Genomic DNA, 20,819 nt, shown 5'->3' on the forward strand with positions numbered 1-20,819 from the left:
CCCACTTTTCCGGATCATGCTCTAAGCCGCTTGCCGGGTCTCGGCGGTCTGTTCCTTCAGCGCCGCGATCAGGCCGGGACGGTCGAACTTGGCGACGTAGTCGTGGAAGCCGGCCTGCCGCCCGCGCTCGATCGCCGCCGGCGACACCAGCGAGGACAGTGCGATGATCGGCATCGTGTTCAGGTTGTTGTCGGCCCGGATCGTCTCGGCGAACTCGAAGCCGTTCATGTCGGGCATCTCGATGTCGGTCAGCACCACGTCGAAAGTCTGGCCCGAGCGCAGCGCCGACAGCCCCTCCTGCGCGTTGACGGCGACCCGCACCTTGTAGCCGGCGGCCTTCAGGACCGGCGCCAGCATGTTGCGGAAGAAGGCGCTGTCGTCGACCAAGAGCACCGATTGCGCCGTCGAGGAGGCCCGCATCTCCTTGCGCGAGAACCAGTCGGCGAACGCCATCGGCAGGAAGTGGCCGACGTCGATCACCTCGGTGGCCTGGCCCTTGATCACGGCCGAGCCGAGGATGCCGTCCTGCTGGCCGGCGACCTCGATGTGCAGCCGCTCCTCGACGATGTCGATGATCTCGTCGACCACGAGCCCCATCGAGCGGCCGTCGTCGGCGAACACCAGAATCGGCTGCGAGCCTTGCGTCTGCACGGTGACCCCGGCCATCTGCACCAGGGGCATCAACTGCTCGCGGTACTGCACCATGTAGCGGCCGTTGGAGAGCTCGATCTTGTCGGTGGCGATCTCCTCCAGCCGGGTGACGAGGCCGAGCGGCACCGCCTTGGGCTGCGAGGAGCCGGCGCGGAACACGAGCAGCGAGGTGAGCTGTTCGCCGGACATGGCATGCGCCGCGGAGGCCTCGTCGGCCATCTCATGGGCCGAGGAGCCGGAGGCGCCGAGCGCTTTGGCAATGCCGTTGGGGTCGATGATCATGATCACGGCGCCGTCGCCCAGAATGGTGTTGCCGGAGAACATGTCGATGTGGCGCAGCTTGGTCGACATCGGCTTGACCACGATTTCTTCGGTGTGGAACACGCCGTCGACCACGATGCCGAAGGTCTGGCTGCCGACCTGGGTGACCACGATAAAGCCGTTCTCGGGGTCGCTGGACGAGCCGTCGTCGATCTTGAGGAGCTTCTTCAAATGCATCAGCGGCAGCAGCTTGTTGCGCAACCTGAGGACGGCCGTATCCTTGATGCGCTCGATGCGGTGTTCGGAGTTGGCGCGGGCGCGCACCAGCTCGACAACCGACAATTGCGGGATGGCAAAGCGGTCGCCGGCGGCTTCCACGATCAGGGCCGAGACGATCGCGAGCGTCAGCGGGATCTTGATGGTGACGCTTGAACCCTCGCCGGCCACGCTCTTGATGTCGATGGTGCCGCCGATCTGGTCGATATTGGTGCGCACCACGTCCATGCCGACGCCGCGGCCGGAGACCGAGGTGACCTGGGCAGCGGTGGAGAAGCCCGGCGCGAAGATGAACTTGTGGATCTGGGCTTCGGTCATCTTCTCCAGCTCGGTCTCGGTGACGAGACCGTTCTGCAGCGCTTTGGTCTTGATCCGCTCGGTGTTCAGCCCGCGGCCGTTATCGGCAATGCAGATGATGATGTGGCCGCCCTCGTGATAGGCCGACAACCGGATGGTGCCCTGCTCGCCCTTGCCGGCCGCGAGCCGCTCGGCCGGGGTCTCCAGGCCGTGGTCGGCGGAGTTGCGCACCATGTGGGTCAAGGGATCCTTGATCAGGTCGAGCACCTGGCGGTCGAGCTCGGTGTCGGCGCCGTGCATCTCCAGTTCGATCTGCTTGCCGAGTTCGCCGGAGAGGTCGCGCACGATGCGCGGCAGCTTCTGCCAGGCATTGCCGATCGGCTGCATCCGCGTCTTCATGACGCCTTCCTGCAGCTCGGCGGTGACGTTGGAGAGCCGCTGCAGCGGCACCTTGAACTCGGTGTCCTCGTTGCGGCGGGAGATTTCCAGGAGCTGGTTGCGGGTCAAGACCAGCTCGGAGACCATGGTCATCAAATGTTCGAGGGTGTCGACGTTGACGCGGATCGACTGGTTGGCGATCTTGTCGGCGACCTCGCCGTCGGCCTCGACGGCGACGGCACGCTTGGCCGGCTTGGCCTTGGCTTCCTTTGCAGCTTCTTTCGCCTCAGGCGCCGGCGCAGCCTTGGCGACCGGCGCGGGCGCGGCTTCGGTCTCGGTCTCGCGGAAGGCGCGTTCGAGGTCGTCGAGCGAGACCTCGCCCGGACGCAACGGGCGTTCCAGCACCTGCTCGACCAGCGTGCCCGACGTGACCTGAGGCTTCGCCGGCGGCGCGGCCGCGACGGGCGCAGGCGCCGGTTCAGGATGCGCTTCCGCATGGTGGCCGCCTTCGGCCATCGCATGCAGCTTCTCGATCAGGTCTTCGTCGGTGCCCTCGGGCTCGGTCTCGGTGGCTTCCAGACCGGCGAGAATTTCCTTGATGCGGTCGATGGAGGACAGGATCAGCGTCACGGCTTCGGCCTTGACCGGCATGCCGTCGCGGAACTTGCCCATCAAGGTCTCGCCGGCATGGGCGAGCGCTTCCAGCCGCGGCAGGCCCAGGAAGCCGCAGGTGCCCTTGATGGTGTGGACCAGGCGGAAGATGTTATCCAGGATCTTCGCGTCGCTCGGGTCCTGCTCGAACCGCACCAACTGATTGTCGACCGTATCCAGGCTCTCGTTGGTCTCCGTCAGGAACTCCCGCAACAGGTCATCCATATGAGCACGCCTTTTAGAAATTCAGATACTGGTCTTCTCCAAAAATAACCCTGCGGATTTCACGGCCACGTTAATTTCACCGTCCGTGCTAATACGGATATGGTGAACAATGTCGTGATGAAGCGGTCGCAGCGGCGATCCGAAGATCGCGGCCGACACGCGACCTTCGAAAGCTTCGACGGCGAGCGGACTGCGCATCCCGGATGGGATGTTGGAAACAGCGCGTTGAGAATCGAGTTCACAACAAAAAACGGCGGGGAGATCTCCGCCGTTTTGATCTTGTATTTGGTGCTTATTAACGGAGCAACTGCAGCACGCTCTGCTGGCTCTGGTTGGCCAGCGCCAGCGCGGACACCGCGATCGACTGGCGGGTCGACAGCGCCTGGCTGTTCGCCGCTTCCTCGTTGGTGTCGGCCAGCGTCAGGTTGGACGAGCCGGTCTGCAGCACGTTGATCAGGTTCTTGGAGAAGTCCTGACGGATCTGCACGATCGACAGGTTCGAACCGAGGGCCGAAGCCTGGGAGCGCAGCAGGGTCGAAGCCGAGCTCAGGCTGGACACGACCCTGTTGGTCGCGGCGTTGTCGATGAAGTCGGTCCCCTGGACCAGGTTCGCCAGGCCGAGACCCGCCGCGTTGAAGTTAACGCCGGTGATGCTCAGTGTCGACTTGCCGGTCTCGTTGAACGTCAGCTTGAGCTGATCGCCGCCGAGCAGGTTGACGCCGTTGAACGATGCGTCCTGCGCGGTGGTGGTGATCTGCGACAGGATGCCGTTGAACTGGCTTACCAGGCCGCTGCGGACGCTCTGCGCCGTAGCGTCGACCACTGGCGCCGTCGCGGTCGTGAAGGTGATCGCGGTGGTCAGCGTGCCGCCGATCGCACCACCCGCCGTCGCCGAGCCGAGGGTCGACGAAGCGTAGTCGTTGGTGGCGGAGATCGTCAGCTTGCCGGTCGAGTCGACCGTCGCGCTCAGGTTATTGGCCAGCAACTGGGCGTTAAGCTGGTCAAGAGTCTTGACCGTGCCGTTGGAGCCGTCGCCGAAGGTGACGTTGACCGCCGTGCCGCCGTTGAAGGAGGTGAAGGTCAAGCTCTTGCCGGAGAGGCTGCCAGCCGCCGCGGAGCGGCCCGCGGTGAAGGAGGTCCCCGTGCCGGTGTTGCCGGTGAGGCCGAGCGCGGACAGCGCATTGCCGGTGCCGATGATCGACAGATCGGAGGTCGTGCCGGTTGAGATCTGCAGCGCACCCGCAACGATCGACGAGGCGACCTGGCCGGAAGCGACAGTTAGCGTCGCGCTTCCGCCTGCGTTCGATGCCGTCTGGACGCCGGTCGCGAGATCGATTGCCTTCAGCGTGTCGGCAATCGTGCCGCCCTGCAGGTAGACTGTCGAGTTGCCGTTGCCGTCAGTAACGAGGTTGCCGTTGACGCCGGAACCCGCCGGGACGTTGGCAGCAGCCGGAGCAGCAGCGTTCTTGAACGTGATCGTCTTGCCGTTGACGTTCAGGGTGGAGCCATCCTGAATCAGCGTGCCAAGCGATGCAGAGGTGATCGTGCGCTGCCTGGTGACCGTCGCGTCGCCGGCGCCGACCGAGGAGGTCAGGCCGAGCGCGTTCAGGAGGTCGGCCCTGCCGGTGATGCTGAGGTCAGCGCCGGTGCCGGTGTGCAGGGTAAGAACGCCAGCCGCAATGGCAGCGTTGGTGCCGGAGGAGTTGGAGAGCGTCGCCGTGCCGCCGGAGATGACGGCCTTCTGGACGCCGCTGGCGAGATCGATGGCGTCCGCCAGATCCTGCACCGTCGCCGTCGGGGTAGCCGTGGTGCCGATGTAGATGGTGGAGTTGCCGTTGCCGTCGGTAACGATATTGCCGTCGACGCCGGATCCGGCAGGAACGTCCGCCGCCGCCGGGACCGAGCCCGACTTGAAAGTGATGGTCTTGCCGTTGACGGTCAGGGTCTCGCCATCGGAAGGCGCACCGTTGGCCGCAATCGTCGTGGCGCTGGGCGTACCCGCCAGGGTCAGGCCGAAAGCAAGGCTGGCCGCGGTGCCCGCACCGTCGGCTGCGGCAGTGCCAACCAGCGTAGCGGAGGTGCCGCCGAGCGTGGTGGCCGCAGTCGCCGCGGTGGTGCCGCCGGCCGCGCCGGAGAACAGCACGTTGGAGGACGCGGTCGCGCTGGTGTAGGTCGTGGTGCCGCGCAGGTCGTTTGCAGTGGCGCCGGTGATCGTCGCGGAGACGTTCGACTTGGTGGAGTAGCCGACCGCACTCTGCAGCGCCTGGTTGGCGATCGACTTGGCGGTATCGACCAGCTTCTGCAGCGAGGTGATGCCGGTGTTGGCGGCCTGCAGCACCTGCACGCCGTTGCCGATGCCGTCGAGCAGATTGTTGATGTCACCGGCGCGCGCATCGAGCGACTGCGCAGTGAAGAAGTTGGTGGGGTTGTCGAGGGCCGTGTTGACCTTCTTGCCGGTGGCAAGGCGGTTCTGCGTGGTGGCGAGCAGATCAGCGGTCGACTGGAGGGAGAGGAGGTTCTGACGAACCGACGCCGAGAGGACAATGCCTGACATGTCTATTTCCTTCTGGTTTCGAAGCCATTTCTTTGGCCATGCCAGCAATACAGAGCGAGATTTAACAATGCCTCAACTTGACGGCTCTGATTTGCAGCAATTGGACACTGGACTGCCGATGGTTAAAGCTGACCTAAGCAGCAAACCGTAAAAGTACGGTTAAGTGGCCGTGACCGCGGCTCGCAAACATTCGGCGATAGCTGCGGCGAGAAGTGACGCTTGGCTGGCTGACTATGTGCTTCGGCCGCAAGGGGACGCCAGCGCCCAACATTCACAGCGAAGAGATTGCCAAGATCACTCGTAATGCGCGATGGCCAGCCGCTAGCTCGACTGGATGACGCCCGGGATGCGGGAGCGGGCTTCGGCAAGGCATTCGTCGACGACCGCCAGGAGCGCGCCCGGCGTAAACGGCTTGCGCAGGCAGCGCGTGGCACCGAGCTCGAGCGCCATGCGCAGGAAGTCCGGCGCCGGCGAGTCGAGATTGGCAAAGGCGTATCCCGACATCGCAATCAGGGGGACCGTCGGCGCGCGCTCGTGGAATATCCTGATCGATTCGAAACCGCGCATGTGCGGCATGAAGATATCGACGAGCATCAGGTCGAAGCCGGAGTCTTCCAGCGCGCGAAGCCCGGCTTCGCCGCCATCGGCTACCGTCACCTCAAAGCCGTGACGTTCGAGATAGATCTCGATGGCCGTGCAGATCATCGGATCGTCATCGACGATGAGAACGCGTGTCATGTCAGCCCCCGGAAGCGGATAGCGAACTTTCAGTCCAATCATTCCTCAGTCGCAATCGCAGTGGGGGCAACGCATGACCCACCTCCCTCGCAGCGTAGGACGCGCTCCGTCCACCCGATCATGAAGCTCCACAAAAGGAACTTCCCGGCTCATCGTGCGGCGGTTTTGTTTTGCGAATCAGTGCGCTACCGCATTCTCCGCCGTAAACAGGCTGCTCTGTCTGCCCTCTACAGTGTATAAGGTCGGTTCCACAGCCTTGGGCTGATCCGGATTGGGAATTTGTAGCTAGCCTGCCACACGGCAGGTCGCGCGGTCGCTGCTTCGAAAGAAGTTCGCGGGTATTTGCCGGCGGCGAGTTCGCATCGCCGTGTTTACATCGCGAAGCGTCGGAGCGGGTCAAAGCACACCTGGCCGAGCCGACGCGCGGGTGCCATCGATCCAAGTTTGCCAGTTCTTCGTTTGCCAGTTTTTCTTGCCAATATAATGTGCAAGGATCATCCTGCAGTTCGGACTGTACGCAGCAGACGCCAGAGACCGGCTTGGCCGTAAGGCAGGAGACTGCTTTGGATTCAGCCCCTCGTTCTCCGAATGGATTTTTGTCCTCGCTGACCGCGGACGATTTCGAATTGATCCGCCCGCATCTGCGCGCCGCCGATCTCAGCCAGGAAATGGTGCTGGTCGAAGTCGACGAAACGCTCAAGCGTGCGTATCTTCCGCACAAGGGCGTCATCTCGCTGGTCGTGAAGCTCGCGCGCGGCGAGCACGTCCAGATCGCGATGATCGGCCGCGACAGCATCTTCGGTGCATTCGCTGCCCTCGGCGACCCCGTGGCGTTGAACACCGCCGTGGTGCTGGTGCCGGGCGCGGCCTCGACGATCGATCTCGACCAGCTTCGTGTTGCCGCCGACCAGAGCACAACATTGCGTACCGCCCTGGCGCGGCACGGCCTGGCCGTCTATGCGCAAATCCAGCAGACCGCCGGCTGCAACGCCTCCCATACGGTGGAATCCCGGCTGGCGCGATGCCTGTTGCATACACGCGACCTCTCCGGCAGCGACAAGCTCGTCCTGACCCAGGAAGCGATGGCCCAGATGATCGGCGCACGCCGCAACAGCGTTTCGCTGGTGGCCCATACACTGCAGCAAGCGAACTTCATCCACTACAGCCGGGGGCATATCGAGATCACTAACGTGGAAGGACTGATCAAGACTTCCTGCGAATGCTACGGGACGGTCAAGGCGCAGTACACGAGGCTGCTGCATCCGCGCATCCACAGCGCGGCTGCGTAGTCGCTTCCTGCAGTCAGCCACGGCCGCAGCCCGATCTGCGATACACATCGCGTCGCCGTTGCGCGCGAAGATTGCGACGGCACCCCGCCTCACCGTATTACTACGGCCAATTGCGGCTTCTGCGGCGTTTCAGTCCCGGAGGGAATTAACGCGCTGTTCAACGAGCCCTGATAGTTGTCGCGGTGCTGACGGGTGCGGGTTCGAGACTCTTTCGCGTGCAACGCGCATTCACCCGTGTTCGGCGGCATATTGTTTGCGCGGAGTACGAACATGGCTTTTGACCTGTCGATGCCGATCCTGGTGGTCGATGACTACAGCACCATGATCCGCATCATCCGCAACCTTCTCAAGCAGCTCGGATTCGAGAATGTCGACGAGGCCAGCGATGGATCGGCTGCGCTCGCCAAAATGCAGACCAAGCGATACGGCCTCGTAATCTCCGACTGGAACATGGAGCCGATGACCGGCTACGACCTGCTCAGGGAAGTTCGCGCCAGCCCGGAGTTCTCCAAGACGCCCTTCATCATGATCACCGCTGAATCCAAGACCGAAAACGTGATCGCCGCGAAGAAGGCCGGCGTCAACAATTACATCGTCAAGCCGTTCAACGCCGCAACGCTGAAGACCAAGATGGAAGCGGTGTTTCCCGACGCAGCCGGCTGACATCATCCCGCGATTAGCCGTACTTCTACGGCTTGAAATTTTCACCTCTGGATAACGTTGAGTGGGGATAGTTCGTGGACCAAGGGAGTGCCCTCATGTTCACGTTTGAAACGAGCGATCAGAAGGAAGTGCGGCGTCTCCGTATCGCCCAGTTCAACGGCAGGACCGCAACCGTACGTTCGGCCGGATCGGCGGTCACCGGCCACGTTCGATCGATCGTGCAAAACAAGTCGAGCATTCCGGCGGCGTGGACCATCACGATCATCTCGGAAGCGCCCAAGCCGACGCTCTCGTCGCGGCCTGCGGCGCGCGGCCGCTCCTTGATGGAAGATTTCTGCTGAACGGCAGCCGATCGCACGGGATCGCAAGCCCCCCCGATTCCGGCAGGTCGATAGCGCGACACCGCGCCGCTCAGCCTCGCATCGCAGGCATCGCTTCGGGATTGGATCAGGCGGGCTGCAGCAGTGCCTTGCGAACCAGGTCCGCGGTGTTGCGGGCGCCCAGCTTGCGCATGGCCTCGGCGCGATGGCTCTCGAATGTCCTTGGGCTGATATTCATCCGCAAGGCGCCCTGCTTGTTGGAACAACCTTCGCTGATCAGGCTCAGCACCTCGCGCTCGCGCCTGGTCAACGGCTTTCGGCCGGACTCCGGGGTAAACGTCAGGCCCGGCCTGCGGGCGCCATTCGCGGAGCGGCCGGCCGGGCACTCGCTTGTCCGCTTGCAAACGGCGTCGGGTGCCGGATGATTGTCCGACATCTGCTTCACCAGGGCGCAGACGCGTTCGGTTTGTTGAAGCGCGTTCTCCACCACCTGTTGCAGGTAGAGTCGGTTGCCGGATCCTTGCGAAAACTGGTGGCTGTGATGCTTGATCTCATTCATGTAGAGCAGCAGCGCTGTCAGCGGTCCGTTCAATTGCCGGGCGATCGCCGCTCCCGCCTCCTCCGCGGCACGCGAGCGCGCAGCGGACAACTGGACGATCTCAGGATTCTCTTCGAGAGGCGTGATGTTTTCCATCCACTTCGTGAAGTGCGAATCAGCGGCGCGATGGTCTTGTCCCGACATATAACTATTTTATCGGTTCCACCCTCTTTCATGGTTAATTTCTTAACCAGTAAGAATACGGAGAAATCCGCCGGCGCATTCGCTGCCGGACCAAATCCGGCTCAGAGCCCGCTCGAATCAGATGTTTTCGGCCGAGATGGGTGATCCGAACATACGTGCCATAGCCCGTCAGCCCCGTACCTTAACGGTAACATCATTTGCTTTGTTAATAGACCTCAACCAACCCTCGATGTGTTTCCCGTCGTCGCCCGAGCCGGAATCTCTTTTTATCTTATCGCCCTGGACACCCGTTCTGCGCGCCAGCGTGCTCGCGGCATCGCCCTGACGCATACGCTCGGCTGAGAGATCGCTCGGCCGGCCATCGTCGCGGCGATGGATCAGGGACGACGCAGCTTGAGGAGCCTTTCGACAGGTGGTCACGCTGCGGCGTCGCGATTGCGCAAGGTCAACCGCATCCTCGAGAACACGGCCTGGGGCAGCTATCGCACCGAGTTCTATCCGACCTACGAGGCGATCGGCACCGCAGCTCACGAGAAGGCGCAGTAAGCTTGGGGTCAGCCGAGTCTGGAGATCTGCTCCTCGGTCACGACGCGCTCGACATTTTCGGATTTGCTTTTGATGCGATAGCGCGGGCGGCCATCGGCTTCGATCGGCAGGCACGAAACGATGGTGTAGACGCTCCGCTCCTTCCCCGTGGCGCGGCCCTGCGGCCCCTGCTGCTGGTGATGGACGTCGTCGTTGATCGCGAAATTATGGGCCATCGTCGGTCTTTCCGCTGAAAAAGCGCTTGTAGTCTCAACGGCCTCGCAAGGCAACACATTGTCCGCCTGATGTACTTCGGATTTTTGGGTCCACTGCGTCAGGCCGTCAGAAGCGCCTTTCGCTTGCCTACGCGTGCGATCGATTTCTCGATCGCCGAACCCGACAAGGTTCCCTCGCGCAGGGATTTTGCGATGTATTCGGCAATCCCCGCCATTTCCTGCTCCTGATCGAGCAAATTGTTGCCGATGCAGAGCATGTCCATGCCGGCTTTGAGCGATTGCAGGCCGGCTTCCCGCGTACCCAACGCCTTTTGCAATCCCTGCATCTGCATGTCGTCGGTGATCAGCAGCGTGTCCGGAAGACGCTTGCGCAAACGGCCAAGCCCCGCTGCGGACAGCGTCATCGGGCAATGTTCATCCCATTGCCTGACGATGGCGTGGCTGACCAGCACCGCATCGCCGAACATTTTTGGCGCGAGCGCATAGAACAGCTCTTCCTGTTCACTGCGGAGGGCATTGGAGATATCCATGAATTCCTGATGCGAATCCACGAGCGCGCCGCCGATGCCGGGGAAATGCTTCAGGCACAGGCCGATACGCTGCGCCCGCGCCACCTCGCTTGCCAGCAAGGCGTTGGCTTCCACCTCGGCGATGTCGACGGAGTAGGAGCGCTTGATCTTCCCGATATTGGGGTTGTCCGGATTGTAGTCGACGTCGATGACAGGCGCGAAATCATAGTGAATGCCGAGCCGCCGCATCTCGGCAAAGCTCGAGGTGAGGATCGCGCGCTTTTGATCCGGTGCCAGCAGATTGAATTCCCTCGCACTGGGAAGCGGCGCAAACCCGCGGTTTTCCTTCAGCCGCCGTACCAACCCACCTTCCTGGTCGATGAACGCCATCGGCCCCGACGGCAGCGCGGAAATCTCCGCGCAGAGGCGCTGCACCCGTTCAGGCGATTCGATGTTGTTGTCGTATTCTCGCGTCCGGCAGGAATAGTCGAACAGGATCACTCCGCCGAGACCGTAGCGGGCCGCAAATTCCTTCAGCCAATCGGGAAGGATTTTACCGAAGAAGCCGAGGATGAAGAGTTCGCCGACGCGCATGGTGGCAGCTCCATGAGCAATCTTGCCAATGCTGCGTCCTGAAGTCGACCATCCTGACTGCAGTTGCACCAAATGCATTCAACTTAGCCGCCACGCCCTTGCGTTCCAGCCGCGGGTGAACTGGATATGTGATGGGTCGCACATTTGTCAGCGTGCGAATGGGCTAGGCTTTTGTTCGCGAGAGGTGCGGTGCCAGGCGCGGTTTAGACGCCTCTGGCGCTTCCGGGGCGAAGACACAAGCTGAAGGCGTGTACAAGCAATGTGGCGCATTCCGAATTTCCCATCGATCAATCCAATCTCAGCCCGCTCATGGCGGCCGGACGTTCGTGACGCGATTTCGGGGTCCATGAAGCAAGCCATCATCGTTGTAGCTTGCTGCCTCGCTGTGCTGACGGACCCCCACGCCGCACTTGCCGACGCCGCGTCCGATCGGGACATGGCCACTCGCTACGAGCAGGCGGCGCAAGCCGGCGATGATGAGGCCCAGTTCTATCTCGCGGCGCTCTATTCAGCCGGCGTCGGTCGTCCGCGCAGCGACCAGGAGGCATTTCGCTGGTTCTTGCGCGCTGCCGATCAGGGGCATGCCCACGCCATGCTGATCGTTGCCGGCCTCTACGCGAGCGGGCGCGGCGTAGCGAAGGACAATGTGAAGGCCTATTCCTGGGCCCACATCGTCGCTTCCGCGAGCAAGCTCGACGAGGACCGCAACGGTGCGCGGCAACTGATGTCGCTGCTCATGAAGAAGATGACGAGCGACGAGATCGGCCGTGCCGTGGTGGCCGCAAGAGCCTGGCGCGCCGTTCGGGTTGCTGGCGCGGCCAGTGATTCCGTCAAGGCTTCCGACAAGGCTTCGAAAATCGAAAGAGCATTGGACAGCCCGGACCAACCCGCGCCGGCGGCACCCCCACCTGCACCCGCGGCCGTGCAGCCGGCGCCCGTAGCCCCGCCGCCATCTGCGGTCGCGCAGCCAGCGCCATCCAACATCACGGTATTGCCGGCATCTCCCAAGGCCACGTCGGCAGCTCCAGTGAAGAGTGCAAGGAAGGAAGATGTTCGTGACCTGCTCGACCAGGTTCCACCGGGCCTGCGCAAGCGGTTTGGCTTCTAAGTCAGGGGACGCGCCATGAAATTGCAGCATCTGATCGCAACCGGCATTCTGGCGGTCGCCGCCGCAGGGGCTGGCTATCACGCCTATCCCCACCTGCTTCGTGCACCGTTGGTGACCACCGGCATTGCGAGCCTCGCGCCGGTTTCCGAAGCGGTTTACGGAACCGGCACCGTGGAGCCCGAGCGCTGGGCCAAGGTGGTACCGCTACAGCGCCGCCGGCTGGTCGAGCTTTGCAGATGCGAGGGACAGGTGGTGAAGGCCGGCCAGGTCCTCGGCCGCCAGGACGACGCCGAGGAGCGCAGCGCGCTGGATCAGATGGAGATCAATCGCGGCCAGCTCGAACGCGATCTGGCGCGCGCCGAGAAGGATCGCGACAAGAACGACGCCGCGCGCACCGACTACGAGCAGCGCTGGACCAAGCTCGAGGAAACTAAATCGCGGATCGCCGCGCAGAAGGTACGGCTCGACTCATTGCTGCTGAGAGCCCCGCTCGATGGCATGGTGCTGCGGCGCGACGGCGAGGTCGGCGAGATCGCCGGCCCCACCGACGTCTTGTTCTGGGTCGGACCGCCTGCGCCGATGCAGGTCGTTGCCGAGATCAATGAGGAGGAGATCAACCGCATCGCAGCCGGCCAGAAGGCTTTTCTGCGAAGCGAGGCTTTCCCCGGAAGAGCCCTGCGGGCCACGGTCTCCCAGATCACGCCGAAGGGCGATCCAGCCCGTAAGACCTTCCGCGTCTATCTGCGGCTGCCACAGGATACGCCGCTGCGAATTGGCATGTCGGCCGAGGTCAATATCATCGTCCGCGAGAAGCCGGCGGCTATCGTCGTGCCGGCGGAGGCCGTCGCAGGCGATTCGGTTCAGATGGTCGATGACGGCCGGATCAAACGCGTGCCGGTGACGGTCGGCATCCGCGGCAACCGCAACATCGAGATCCTCGGCGATATATCGAAGGGCACGCCTGTGCTTACGCCGGCCCGAACGGATCTCGCCGACGGCGCCAGAATTCGCATCGACGGCAGCTCAGCCAAAGCTGTGGAGCCGGCGGCCACGAGTGAACCGACCGATGAGCCAGCCGCGACACCCGAATCTATCGCGGTAGCCTCGGCCACCACAGCTCCCTCCGATCCCGATGATGCAGTGATTTCGGCAGCCATGACCGCCCACATCGATTCCGTCGTCAATGACGCCCGCCGCAACCTCATCAGCAACAGCCGGTAAGTGCCGTGAAGCTCCTGTTCAACATCGCATGGACCCATGTCAGCGCCCGGGTGCGCCAGACCCTGGTGGGCATGGCCGGCGTCGCCATGGGCGTCGGCTTCACCATCATGATGGCCGGCCTGATGCAGGGCTCGCAGATCGATTTCCTGCGGCAGCTCGTCGACACCATGCCGCATATCACGGTCGACGATGAGCGGCGCTCCGTGCCGACGCAACCCGCCGAGCGGGAATATGCGGCGGTGCAGATGGCCGACATCGCCAATGTCGGCAAACGTCCCGGCATCAAATATCCGGAATCGGTGATGGGCTCGCTGCGCTCCTGGATACCCGGCGACGTGGCTCCCTCGGTGAGAACCACCGCGATCATCGATCACGGCGGCGCGCGCATCGGCATCACCTTGACCGGCATCGACCCCCGCCGGGAGATCCATGTCTCGAAACTCGCCTCGCAAATGCGCGAGGGAAAGCTCGACGACCTCTCGCGCGCGCCGAACGGCATCATCGTCGGCGAGGCGCTCGCCGAAAAACTCGGCGTGAAGGCCGGCAACACCGTCCTCCTGGTCGGCGGCCAGGGCATCCAACTGAATTCGACAGTAGCCGGGCTGTTTCGATCCGGCTTGAAGCGCGTCGACGAGAGCCAGATCTATTCGCTGGCCGGGACGGCGCAGGTCGTGATGGGACAAAACGGGGTCGTCAACCAGTTACGGCTGCGGTTGAACGATCCGATGTCGGCGCAGAAGGTCGCAGCGCAAGTCGAAGCGCAGACCGGCTACAAGTCGGTGTCCTGGCAGGAAGCCAATGCCGACCTGCTGTCGACCTTTACGGTGCGCGATTTCATCGTGCTCACGGTGATGGGCGCGATGCTGCTGACGTCGTCATTCGCCACCTACAACATCATCTCGACGATCACGCACGAGAAGCGTCAGGACATCGCGATCATGAAGTCGCTGGGCATGCGCGAATATGCGGTGCGGCGGATCTTCATCATCGAATCCATCATCATCGGCGTGGTCGGCATCCTGTTTGGGTGGGTCCTCGGTTACCTGCTCTGCTACGGCTGGTCGAAGATCACGATCTTCAACCCGCTGACCGGCACGACCGTCCCGCTGCAGATCTATTACTCTGCGATGCACTACGTGATCGCCGGCGGCATATCGCTGCTCTGCTGCGCGGGCGCTGCCTATTTCCCGGCGCGCAAGGCAACGCGCGTCCATCCAGTCGACATCATACGGGGAGCATCATGACCGAGGTTGCTTTGCAAGCGGTGGAGCTGGTTCGCCGCATCGAAGGCGTTATTTCGCACACGCTCGTCAACGGCATCGATCTTGCGGTGAACAAGGGCGAATTCGTCGCCATCACCGGGCCGTCGGGATCGGGCAAATCGTCGCTGCTCTATCTCCTGGGCCTGCTCGATGCGCCCAGCGAAGGCGAGATCATGATCTGCGGCCAGCCGACTTCGAAATTGTCGGAGACGGAGCGGGCCGATGTCCGCCTGACCAAATGCGGCTTCGTGTTCCAGTTTCATTTCCTGCTGCCGGAGTTCACCTCGCTAGACAATGTGCTGCTGCCGATGCGCGCCGCGGGCAAAATGACCGAAGGCGAGATGCACGAGCGCGGCCTTGCGCTGCTTGGTTCGCTCGGGCTTGGCGAGCACGCCAACAAGCGTCCCAACCAGCTCTCCGGCGGCCAGCGCCAGCGCGTCGCCATCGCCCGCGCGCTTGCCAACCGCCCCGAGATCATCGTGGCCGACGAGCCGACAGGCGCCCTCGATACGGCATCGACCGAACAGGTGTTTTCGATCCTCCGCGACATTGCAGACCAGGGCCAGACCGTGGTCGTGGTGACCCACGATCCAGCGCTGGCCGCCCGCGCCGATCGGCGCATCCACATCGTCGATGGCAAGGTCGCGGAGATTACGGGGCGGAGTGAAGGCGAGCTGGTTTGCGAGGCGGCGGGTTAGCAGCCGCGACTACTGGTCCAGACACAAAATATCGAAAACAACCCCATGCAAAGTAGGAATCGGGCCGGTTCGCAGCACTCAGGCCGCTTGAGTTGCCGCCGCTGAGGCGACCTTGGCCACCGGCGTTGCGGGAACCGATTAGAGGCTTCCGGCACGGGAGATTCCCCGGATGGCCCCTGCCCGATCTGCTCAGGCAAAAACCGGCTCGCGATGAATGCGTTCGGCGGTCTCGGCGACCACTTCGATCGCGAGCGTGGGCCTGACGGCGGTTTCGAGGCAGCGTATGTCCGCGGCAAGGTGCTTTGCGAACGCAACGGCTTCCGAGGCGAGTGAAAACTCGCGGCCCACTTCATCTTCGATCCTGAGCCTGTCCTGAACGTTAAAAAAGAAGCGCATGGGACCTCCCTAGGGTCCGGCCTTCATACAAGGCCTGCCGGTTCCGATTTTGATTCTGATCAAAAGATGCAATTTAAGCGCCTCGCACGCCGCGAGACGCCATGCAGTTCCTGCCAATGGCTGGGCACTATCCAACGGCTCACGCCGCGAAACAGGGCTCCCGAACCTGCACTGCGCGCGCCTTCGCCAGGATAGCGTCGGCTTCGTGCTTGCGGCACTGCCGTCGGCGAATAACGCTCAGCGAAAGCCAGCACTTGCGCCGACGGCGTCGCCCATGTCTTAGGGACGATCTGTTACCCATGTCCTCGGGCTGGACAACGACTAATATGGCGGAGAGGGAGTCCGACGAACTATGGTCTTTCATTGATCGTCATCGTCCGTCGTCGATTAAAGTTTTCCCTCTGCTACAGGCTTTTTTGTCGCTTTAGTCCGCTAGCATCTATTTCCGTTCGCCCCAAGCCGCGCTATTTTTGGGGACTGAGTTGGGGACCAGATTGGGGGCGGACATGGCCAACAGACTTACCGCGCGCAAAGTCGAAACTGCCAAGCCTGGCAAATACAGCGATGGCGGCAACCTCTACTTGATTGTCTCGGGAACTGGTGCCCGCAAATGGGTCTTGCGCTTCACCTGGCGCGGCCGTGCGAAAGAGATGGGGTTGGGCAGCGCGGCCAGCGTTCCCCTCGCCGATGCCCGCGAGAAGGCCGCCAGTGCTCGGCGGAAGATTGCCCAAGGACTCAACCCCATTGAGGAACGCAAGCGGGACGGTGGCATCCCCACGTTCGGCGAGACGGCCGACGACGTGCGGGAGGCGCTTTCCGCCGGCTTCCGCAACGAGAAGCACAAAGCGCAATGGAAATCGACGCTGGAGACCTACGCGGCCCCGCTGCGCACCAAACCGGTGGACACCATCACGACCGACGACGTGCTGGCGGTCCTGAAGCCGATCTGGACCACGAAGGCCGAAACCGCCTCACGTGTGCGCGGGCGGATTGAGAAGGTTCTGGACGCCGCCAAGGCCAAGGGCTTCCGCGACGGCGAGAACCCTGCCCGGTGGCGGGGTCATCTAGACCATCTGTTACCGAAGCCGTCTAAGCTGGCGCGCGGCCACCATCCGGCGCTGCCCTATGAGGAGGTCGCCACCTTCATCGCCGATCTGCGGCAGCGGGAGGCAACGGCAGCGCTGGCATTGGAGCTTTGCATTCTCACCGCCGCGCGTTCGGGCGAGGTCTTGGGAATGCAGTGGTCGGAAATCGACTTCGACAAGAAAATATGGACGGTGCCAGCCGAACGTATGAAGGCAGGCCGGGAGCATCGTATTCCCTTATCCACGCGAGCTATCGCAATCCTGCGCCAACTCGAAAAGCTCAAGGCAGGAAATTTCGTTTTTGCTGGGCAGGCGCGGAATAGGCCGCTTTCGAATATGGCCATGGAAATGGTGTTGCGGCGAATGAAGATTGAGGATGCCACCGTTCACGGGTTTCGTTCCAGCTTCCGGGATTGGGCTGGCAATGTCTCTAACTTCCCACGCGAAATCACAGAGACTGCACTGGCGCACGTCATCGGCGATAAGGCCGAGCAAGCGTATCGCCGCAGTGACGCGCTGGAGAAGCGCCGCAAGCTGATGGAAGCATGGGCCAGCTATTGCGAGCCTAAAAAGGCGGGGAACATCATTCAGATTGGACGCCGCGCACGCGCCTAATTGAGCGACTCACTGTAATATCGGGAAGCGCGGATAGGACGGCCATCCGACAAGCCGGTTGCACCACCGGTTTCCGCGCGCCGAATCGGTGCTTCGCGAGGTGCGCGATGAAAAAGCGGTCCCGTGCTTGGCCGGATGAACTGCGGAAGCCTGTAGTTCTCCAAGACCTTGCCAGAAGCCGAGGGCATAACGAGGATGCATTTCGCGAAACGTTTGCTGATGAAATTTCGAGGCGGATGGACGTTCTGGCGCAGTTTTTCGGTCACCTCAGCCTGCCAACTTCCGAACAAGGATGGCGTTCACTGTTGTGGGACCTTTGTGAGCACTGGAACATTCCAGCCTTTCAGATTGTCTCGAGCAAGCCTCGCGGCCGGGGCGCCAAAAAGATTTGGACTAACGAGAAACACTGTGAGTTATTTGGGGACGTCCAATCTCTGGTAGCTTCGTCGCGAATGACCGAACACGCCGCCTGCAAATACATAGCAAAGAACTCAAGTCGGTTTGGGGAGCGATATCGCCGCTCCAAGGCAACCACCGAAAGCGCGTGGGCCAGGACACTTCACCGCCAGTACACCGAGGCAAAGAGGCGAGCAAAACACGATTTCACTTTTAGAATGCTTTATTTCGGTGAAGGGCCCGGCTTGCTGCGGCCGATCCCGAAGTGGCCAAAGCTCGTCCAGCTAGCCATCGAGCGATATGCGGTTACGCGAATATAGTCGCGTCCATTTCTTGCGTAAATTTCTGGCATAGCTGCGTTACGCGACAATTGAACATCTCTTCCCTCGCGTAACCGCGCTCCTCCATCCTGTGTCCGCGATTCACCGCATGACCAATGGAGAACAGATGCCTAGTGACCTTCCATCAATTCAGCGCGAAGCCCTTTCGATCGCCGAAGCCTGCGCGGTGGCCGGGATTGGCCGGACCAAAATCTATCAAGCTATCAACGACGGCAATCTCAAAGCCCGCAAATTCGGGAAGCGCACCCTCGTCCTGCGAGACGACCTGCGCGAATTCCTTGCATCACTCCCCGGTGTGGCGTGATTGCGGCTCAAAAGAAAGAACCTCGGAGCGGTGTTCGAGACCGCGCCGAGGCTACCGCCAAATACCCTCTTGCAAAGGAAATCTGACAATGAAGCCTGTACCACATTCTAGGAGGCAACTCCACTTTCCAGACCTGTTTGATTGGGCCGCCGACTCGGCAGTTTTGATTCCTGACTATCGCGTCCAGTGGGTCGCCAGTCGATGCAGAGTTTCTCTCGCCACCGCCGAAACTATTATCGCGAACGCGGGCTTTTCCAATGGAGAGCGTCGCCCATGATGCTCATTGTGAAAGTTCAAATCGGTGAAACTGGGCCAGTCGTAACCCTGCGCGGCCGCGACGCATGGGCACTCCTGGAGCTAAAGGCCGCGAACGACAATGGATGCACTCCGATCGACCATCCAGGGCCGCGTTGGAGTGGGTATGTCCACAAGCTTCGCAAGGCCGGCATCATCGTCGAGACAATCCGGGAACGCCACGGCGGACCGTTCGCCGGCCAGCATGCACGCTACATTCTGCGGAGCTTGATAATCATCCTCGAAACCAAGGGCGATAAATCATGATGGTGTTTGCTGGCCCACAAATCGTCGCTGGCGGGGCTTCGGCCCCGCCCGCACTCACAGCCCTTCCAACGTTGCGAACAATCACGAACGGGGTTCTGGGCATTGTGGGGGGTAATCATGCCGAAGCGTCGTAGAAGGAACAAGCGCCTTGATGCTCCCCATGTGCGGCTGTACCGATGGATGCTGGACTCGCCCGCATATCTGTCCCTGACCTGCCCCGCACGCGCCGTCCTGATCGAAATCGCCAGGGGCCACGACGGAATGAACAACGGCAGGCTGGGGCTCTCGATTCGGCGAGCATCGGAACGGTGCAACATCGCGCGCGGCACCGCTCAACGCGCCTTTGTCGAGTTGCAGGAGCGCGGCTTCATTGACTGCATGACGAAGGGAGCGTTCAGCCGAAAGGCGCTGCATGCCACCGAGTGGCGTCTAACGTGGTGGGGCTGCGACGTCACCGGAGAATTGCCGAGCAAAAAGTTCATGAGCTGGGGCCGCGAAAAACAAAAGCCGGTATCAAATTATCCCGTCGCGGTACCAAATCAGATCCATCGCGCCGCGTGAAAATCAGCAAAACCGACCTCACGGTGCCCTAGATTGGTACCGTGAGGGCTTCTGAGTCGGCGGTCGCGGTATCAATTCAGGGCACACATATAGTTTACCATAGGCAGGAGCGAACAAGTTGGGTCAACGCGGAGAGCAACACCGAGGGAATTGGATGAAACGGACGCCATCAAAGAAATCGGGTGCTGAGCCGAAGGACCGAAAGGAGCCGGTGCCGAAGGTCCATCGGTTGGACAGCACGAATCCCAAGCTGAAATATATCGGCGGCTCGAAATTCGATGCCTGGAACAACACCATTGCGCGCCAAGCCACCGGCTCCATCTGGCACGGGCACAATCCCGATGCGGAGCGCATTCACGAACGGCAGGTTGCGTCGCTAAGCCTGCTTGCCGGAATTTCTCCGAATGACGAATTCGAGGGAATGCTGGCGGCACAGCTTCTCGCCTCGCACAATGCGGCGATGGAGTGCTATCGGCGGGCGATGATTGCCGAGCAGACGCTTGAAGGCCGCAAGGAAAATCTAGGGCAGGCCAACAAGCTGTCTCGCACACATGCGACACTGCTGGAAGCCTTGAACCGGCATCGCGGCAAGGGCCAACAGAAAGTCACGGTCGAACACGTTCACGTCCACAGCGGCGGGCAAGCGATTGTCGGCAACGTCGAGGGGGGCGGGGTGCTAACGAAATCGGAGAATCAACCCCATGCACTTGGATATGCACCGGACGAAACGTTGCGGAGCCAAAACGCGGAGCGGGAAGCCGTGCCGGTCTCCGGCAATGGCAAACGGTAGATGCAGAATGCACGGAGGCCCGTCGCCCGGAGCGCCCAAGGGAAATAGGAACGCCTATAAGCACGGTCGCTTCACAGCAGACGCGATAGCTAACAGACGACAGTTCGCAACGATGCTTTCAATGATGAAGGCGAGCGCAGCCAACATTCCTTAGCGGGCGGGCCTATTGGCAATTTGTTGAATACATGCCGCCGCCGAGCGCCATGGTTGTGCAATTCGTCGGGCTGCTGGATCGGAGCTGCTGTTGGTTATGGCGGAGCTGCTGTAGCTGTTGGTCGGCGACCGCCTGGTTGTTGCGGAAACTCTGGTCGATTGCAGCGCGGTAATTAGCTTGTCGTTGCTGATCCTTCGACATTCGACACTGCGCGTATTCCGGCGATCCGTACTTCAGTCCGTAGCTTGCGCACCCCGCGTCATCGACCCGATCTGCCGTAGCCCGTTCTTGTGAGGCGGTCACATCACAGCCGCCGAGTAGTAAGGCCAATAGCGGTACCGCCCGGATCATCGTCCAATCCCCCCTTGTGCTGGTGCGCAACCGGTGCAGCCAGCTACCCCACAGCCGCGAAGTGTCG

General features: G+C 61.9%; 21 protein-coding genes. 13 read left to right on the forward strand and 8 right to left on the reverse strand.

What is annotated here, in order from left to right:
* Positions 1-21: 21 nt before the first annotated feature.
* The 3 genes from LMTR13_RS37380 to LMTR13_RS37390 form a co-directional block, all read right to left on the reverse strand.
* Positions 22-2,739: a hybrid sensor histidine kinase/response regulator gene (locus tag LMTR13_RS37380; protein ID WP_065732097.1), complete on the reverse strand. Its 2,718-nt coding sequence runs from the start codon at positions 2,737-2,739 to the stop codon at positions 22-24.
* A 295-nt stretch (positions 2,740-3,034) separates the two neighbouring features.
* On the reverse strand, positions 3,035-5,293 hold the full coding sequence (locus LMTR13_RS37385; protein WP_065732098.1) for a DUF1522 domain-containing protein: 2,259 nt from the start codon (positions 5,291-5,293) through the stop codon (positions 3,035-3,037).
* A gap of 321 nt (positions 5,294-5,614) precedes the next feature.
* Complete coding sequence (locus LMTR13_RS37390) at positions 5,615-6,031, reverse strand: response regulator (RefSeq protein WP_065733305.1); 417 nt, start codon at positions 6,029-6,031, stop codon at positions 5,615-5,617.
* A 563-nt stretch (positions 6,032-6,594) separates the two neighbouring features.
* On the opposite strand from LMTR13_RS37390, the gene LMTR13_RS37395 reads away from it, so the two are divergent.
* The 3 genes from LMTR13_RS37395 (at position 6,595) to LMTR13_RS37405 (ending at position 8,324) form a co-directional block, all read left to right on the forward strand.
* Positions 6,595-7,320 carry a Crp/Fnr family transcriptional regulator gene (locus LMTR13_RS37395; protein WP_065732099.1) on the forward strand — a complete coding sequence of 242 codons (726 nt, stop codon included), beginning with the start codon at positions 6,595-6,597 and terminating at the stop codon, positions 7,318-7,320.
* A 270-nt stretch (positions 7,321-7,590) separates the two neighbouring features.
* Positions 7,591-7,983: a response regulator gene (locus LMTR13_RS37400; RefSeq protein WP_028348548.1), complete on the forward strand. Its 393-nt coding sequence runs from the start codon at positions 7,591-7,593 to the stop codon at positions 7,981-7,983.
* Positions 7,984-8,078: 95 nt separating this feature from the next.
* Positions 8,079-8,324, forward strand: coding sequence for a hypothetical protein (locus tag LMTR13_RS37405; RefSeq protein ID WP_065732100.1), 246 nt, complete (start codon positions 8,079-8,081; stop codon positions 8,322-8,324).
* A 106-nt stretch (positions 8,325-8,430) separates the two neighbouring features.
* Here the strand turns inward: LMTR13_RS37405 and LMTR13_RS37410 are convergent, their stop codons facing one another.
* The 3 genes from LMTR13_RS37410 to LMTR13_RS37420 all read right to left on the reverse strand — a co-directional run bounded on the left by LMTR13_RS37410 (position 8,431) and on the right by LMTR13_RS37420 (position 10,909).
* Complete coding sequence (locus LMTR13_RS37410; RefSeq protein ID WP_418219823.1) at positions 8,431-8,997, reverse strand: response regulator transcription factor; 567 nt, start codon at positions 8,995-8,997, stop codon at positions 8,431-8,433.
* 602 nt (positions 8,998-9,599) lie between these two features.
* Positions 9,600-9,806 carry a hypothetical protein gene (locus tag LMTR13_RS37415; RefSeq protein WP_065732102.1) on the reverse strand — a complete coding sequence of 69 codons (207 nt, stop codon included), beginning with the start codon at positions 9,804-9,806 and terminating at the stop codon, positions 9,600-9,602.
* A gap of 98 nt (positions 9,807-9,904) precedes the next feature.
* The gene (locus LMTR13_RS37420; RefSeq protein ID WP_065732103.1) at positions 9,905-10,909 is read right to left on the reverse strand and encodes a glycoside hydrolase family 3 N-terminal domain-containing protein; all 1,005 of its coding nucleotides are present in this window, start codon (positions 10,907-10,909) and stop codon (positions 9,905-9,907) included.
* A 436-nt stretch (positions 10,910-11,345) separates the two neighbouring features.
* On the opposite strand from LMTR13_RS37420, the gene LMTR13_RS37425 reads away from it, so the two are divergent.
* Genes LMTR13_RS37425 through LMTR13_RS37440 form a run of 4 tightly spaced genes read left to right on the forward strand, consistent with a single transcriptional unit; the run spans position 11,346 to position 15,198 of the window.
* Positions 11,346-12,017, forward strand: coding sequence for a tetratricopeptide repeat protein (locus LMTR13_RS37425; RefSeq protein ID WP_210184847.1), 672 nt, complete (start codon positions 11,346-11,348; stop codon positions 12,015-12,017).
* A 15-nt stretch (positions 12,018-12,032) separates the two neighbouring features.
* Positions 12,033-13,238, forward strand: a complete 1,206-nt coding sequence (locus tag LMTR13_RS37430) for an efflux RND transporter periplasmic adaptor subunit (RefSeq protein ID WP_065732105.1) — start codon at positions 12,033-12,035, stop codon at positions 13,236-13,238.
* Positions 13,239-13,243: 5 nt separating this feature from the next.
* Entirely contained in the window at positions 13,244-14,482 is a 1,239-nt protein-coding gene (locus LMTR13_RS37435) for an ABC transporter permease (RefSeq protein WP_065732106.1), read from the forward strand.
* A complete protein-coding gene (locus tag LMTR13_RS37440; protein WP_065732107.1) occupies positions 14,479-15,198 on the forward strand; it encodes an ABC transporter ATP-binding protein in 720 nt (239 codons plus the stop codon). Before LMTR13_RS37435 ends, LMTR13_RS37440 begins: the two co-directional genes overlap by 4 nt.
* 189 nt (positions 15,199-15,387) lie before the next feature.
* On the opposite strand, the gene LMTR13_RS37445 is transcribed toward LMTR13_RS37440, so the two are convergent.
* The gene (locus LMTR13_RS37445) at positions 15,388-15,594 is read right to left on the reverse strand and encodes a DUF6894 family protein (protein WP_065732108.1); all 207 of its coding nucleotides are present in this window, start codon (positions 15,592-15,594) and stop codon (positions 15,388-15,390) included.
* A 506-nt stretch (positions 15,595-16,100) separates the two neighbouring features.
* Here LMTR13_RS37445 and LMTR13_RS37450 point away from each other — a divergent pair.
* The 6 genes from LMTR13_RS37450 (at position 16,101) to LMTR13_RS43250 (ending at position 20,401) form a co-directional block, all read left to right on the forward strand.
* Positions 16,101-17,294 (forward strand): tyrosine-type recombinase/integrase, encoded by a 1,194-nt coding sequence (locus LMTR13_RS37450; protein ID WP_065732109.1) that lies wholly within the window; start codon positions 16,101-16,103, stop codon positions 17,292-17,294.
* Between the two features lie 825 nt (positions 17,295-18,119).
* Positions 18,120-18,335, forward strand: coding sequence for a helix-turn-helix domain-containing protein (locus LMTR13_RS37460; protein WP_236843247.1), 216 nt, complete (start codon positions 18,120-18,122; stop codon positions 18,333-18,335).
* 273 nt (positions 18,336-18,608) lie between these two features.
* A complete protein-coding gene (locus LMTR13_RS37465; RefSeq protein ID WP_065732111.1) occupies positions 18,609-18,896 on the forward strand; it encodes a winged helix domain-containing protein in 288 nt (95 codons plus the stop codon).
* 117 nt (positions 18,897-19,013) lie between these two features.
* The gene (locus LMTR13_RS37470) at positions 19,014-19,457 is read left to right on the forward strand and encodes a helix-turn-helix domain-containing protein (RefSeq protein ID WP_156795934.1); all 444 of its coding nucleotides are present in this window, start codon (positions 19,014-19,016) and stop codon (positions 19,455-19,457) included.
* A 154-nt stretch (positions 19,458-19,611) separates the two neighbouring features.
* Positions 19,612-20,247 carry a hypothetical protein gene (locus LMTR13_RS37475; protein WP_236843248.1) on the forward strand — a complete coding sequence of 212 codons (636 nt, stop codon included), beginning with the start codon at positions 19,612-19,614 and terminating at the stop codon, positions 20,245-20,247.
* The gene (locus LMTR13_RS43250) at positions 20,171-20,401 is read left to right on the forward strand and encodes an HGGxSTG domain-containing protein (RefSeq protein WP_083219387.1); all 231 of its coding nucleotides are present in this window, start codon (positions 20,171-20,173) and stop codon (positions 20,399-20,401) included. Before LMTR13_RS37475 ends, LMTR13_RS43250 begins: the two co-directional genes overlap by 77 nt.
* A gap of 9 nt (positions 20,402-20,410) precedes the next feature.
* On the opposite strand, the gene LMTR13_RS37480 is transcribed toward LMTR13_RS43250, so the two are convergent.
* A complete protein-coding gene (locus LMTR13_RS37480) occupies positions 20,411-20,752 on the reverse strand; it encodes a hypothetical protein (protein WP_065732113.1) in 342 nt (113 codons plus the stop codon).
* Positions 20,753-20,819: the final 67 nt, after the last annotated feature.

Source organism: Bradyrhizobium icense (assembly GCF_001693385.1).
Taxonomy (GTDB): domain Bacteria; phylum Pseudomonadota; class Alphaproteobacteria; order Rhizobiales; family Xanthobacteraceae; genus Bradyrhizobium; species Bradyrhizobium icense.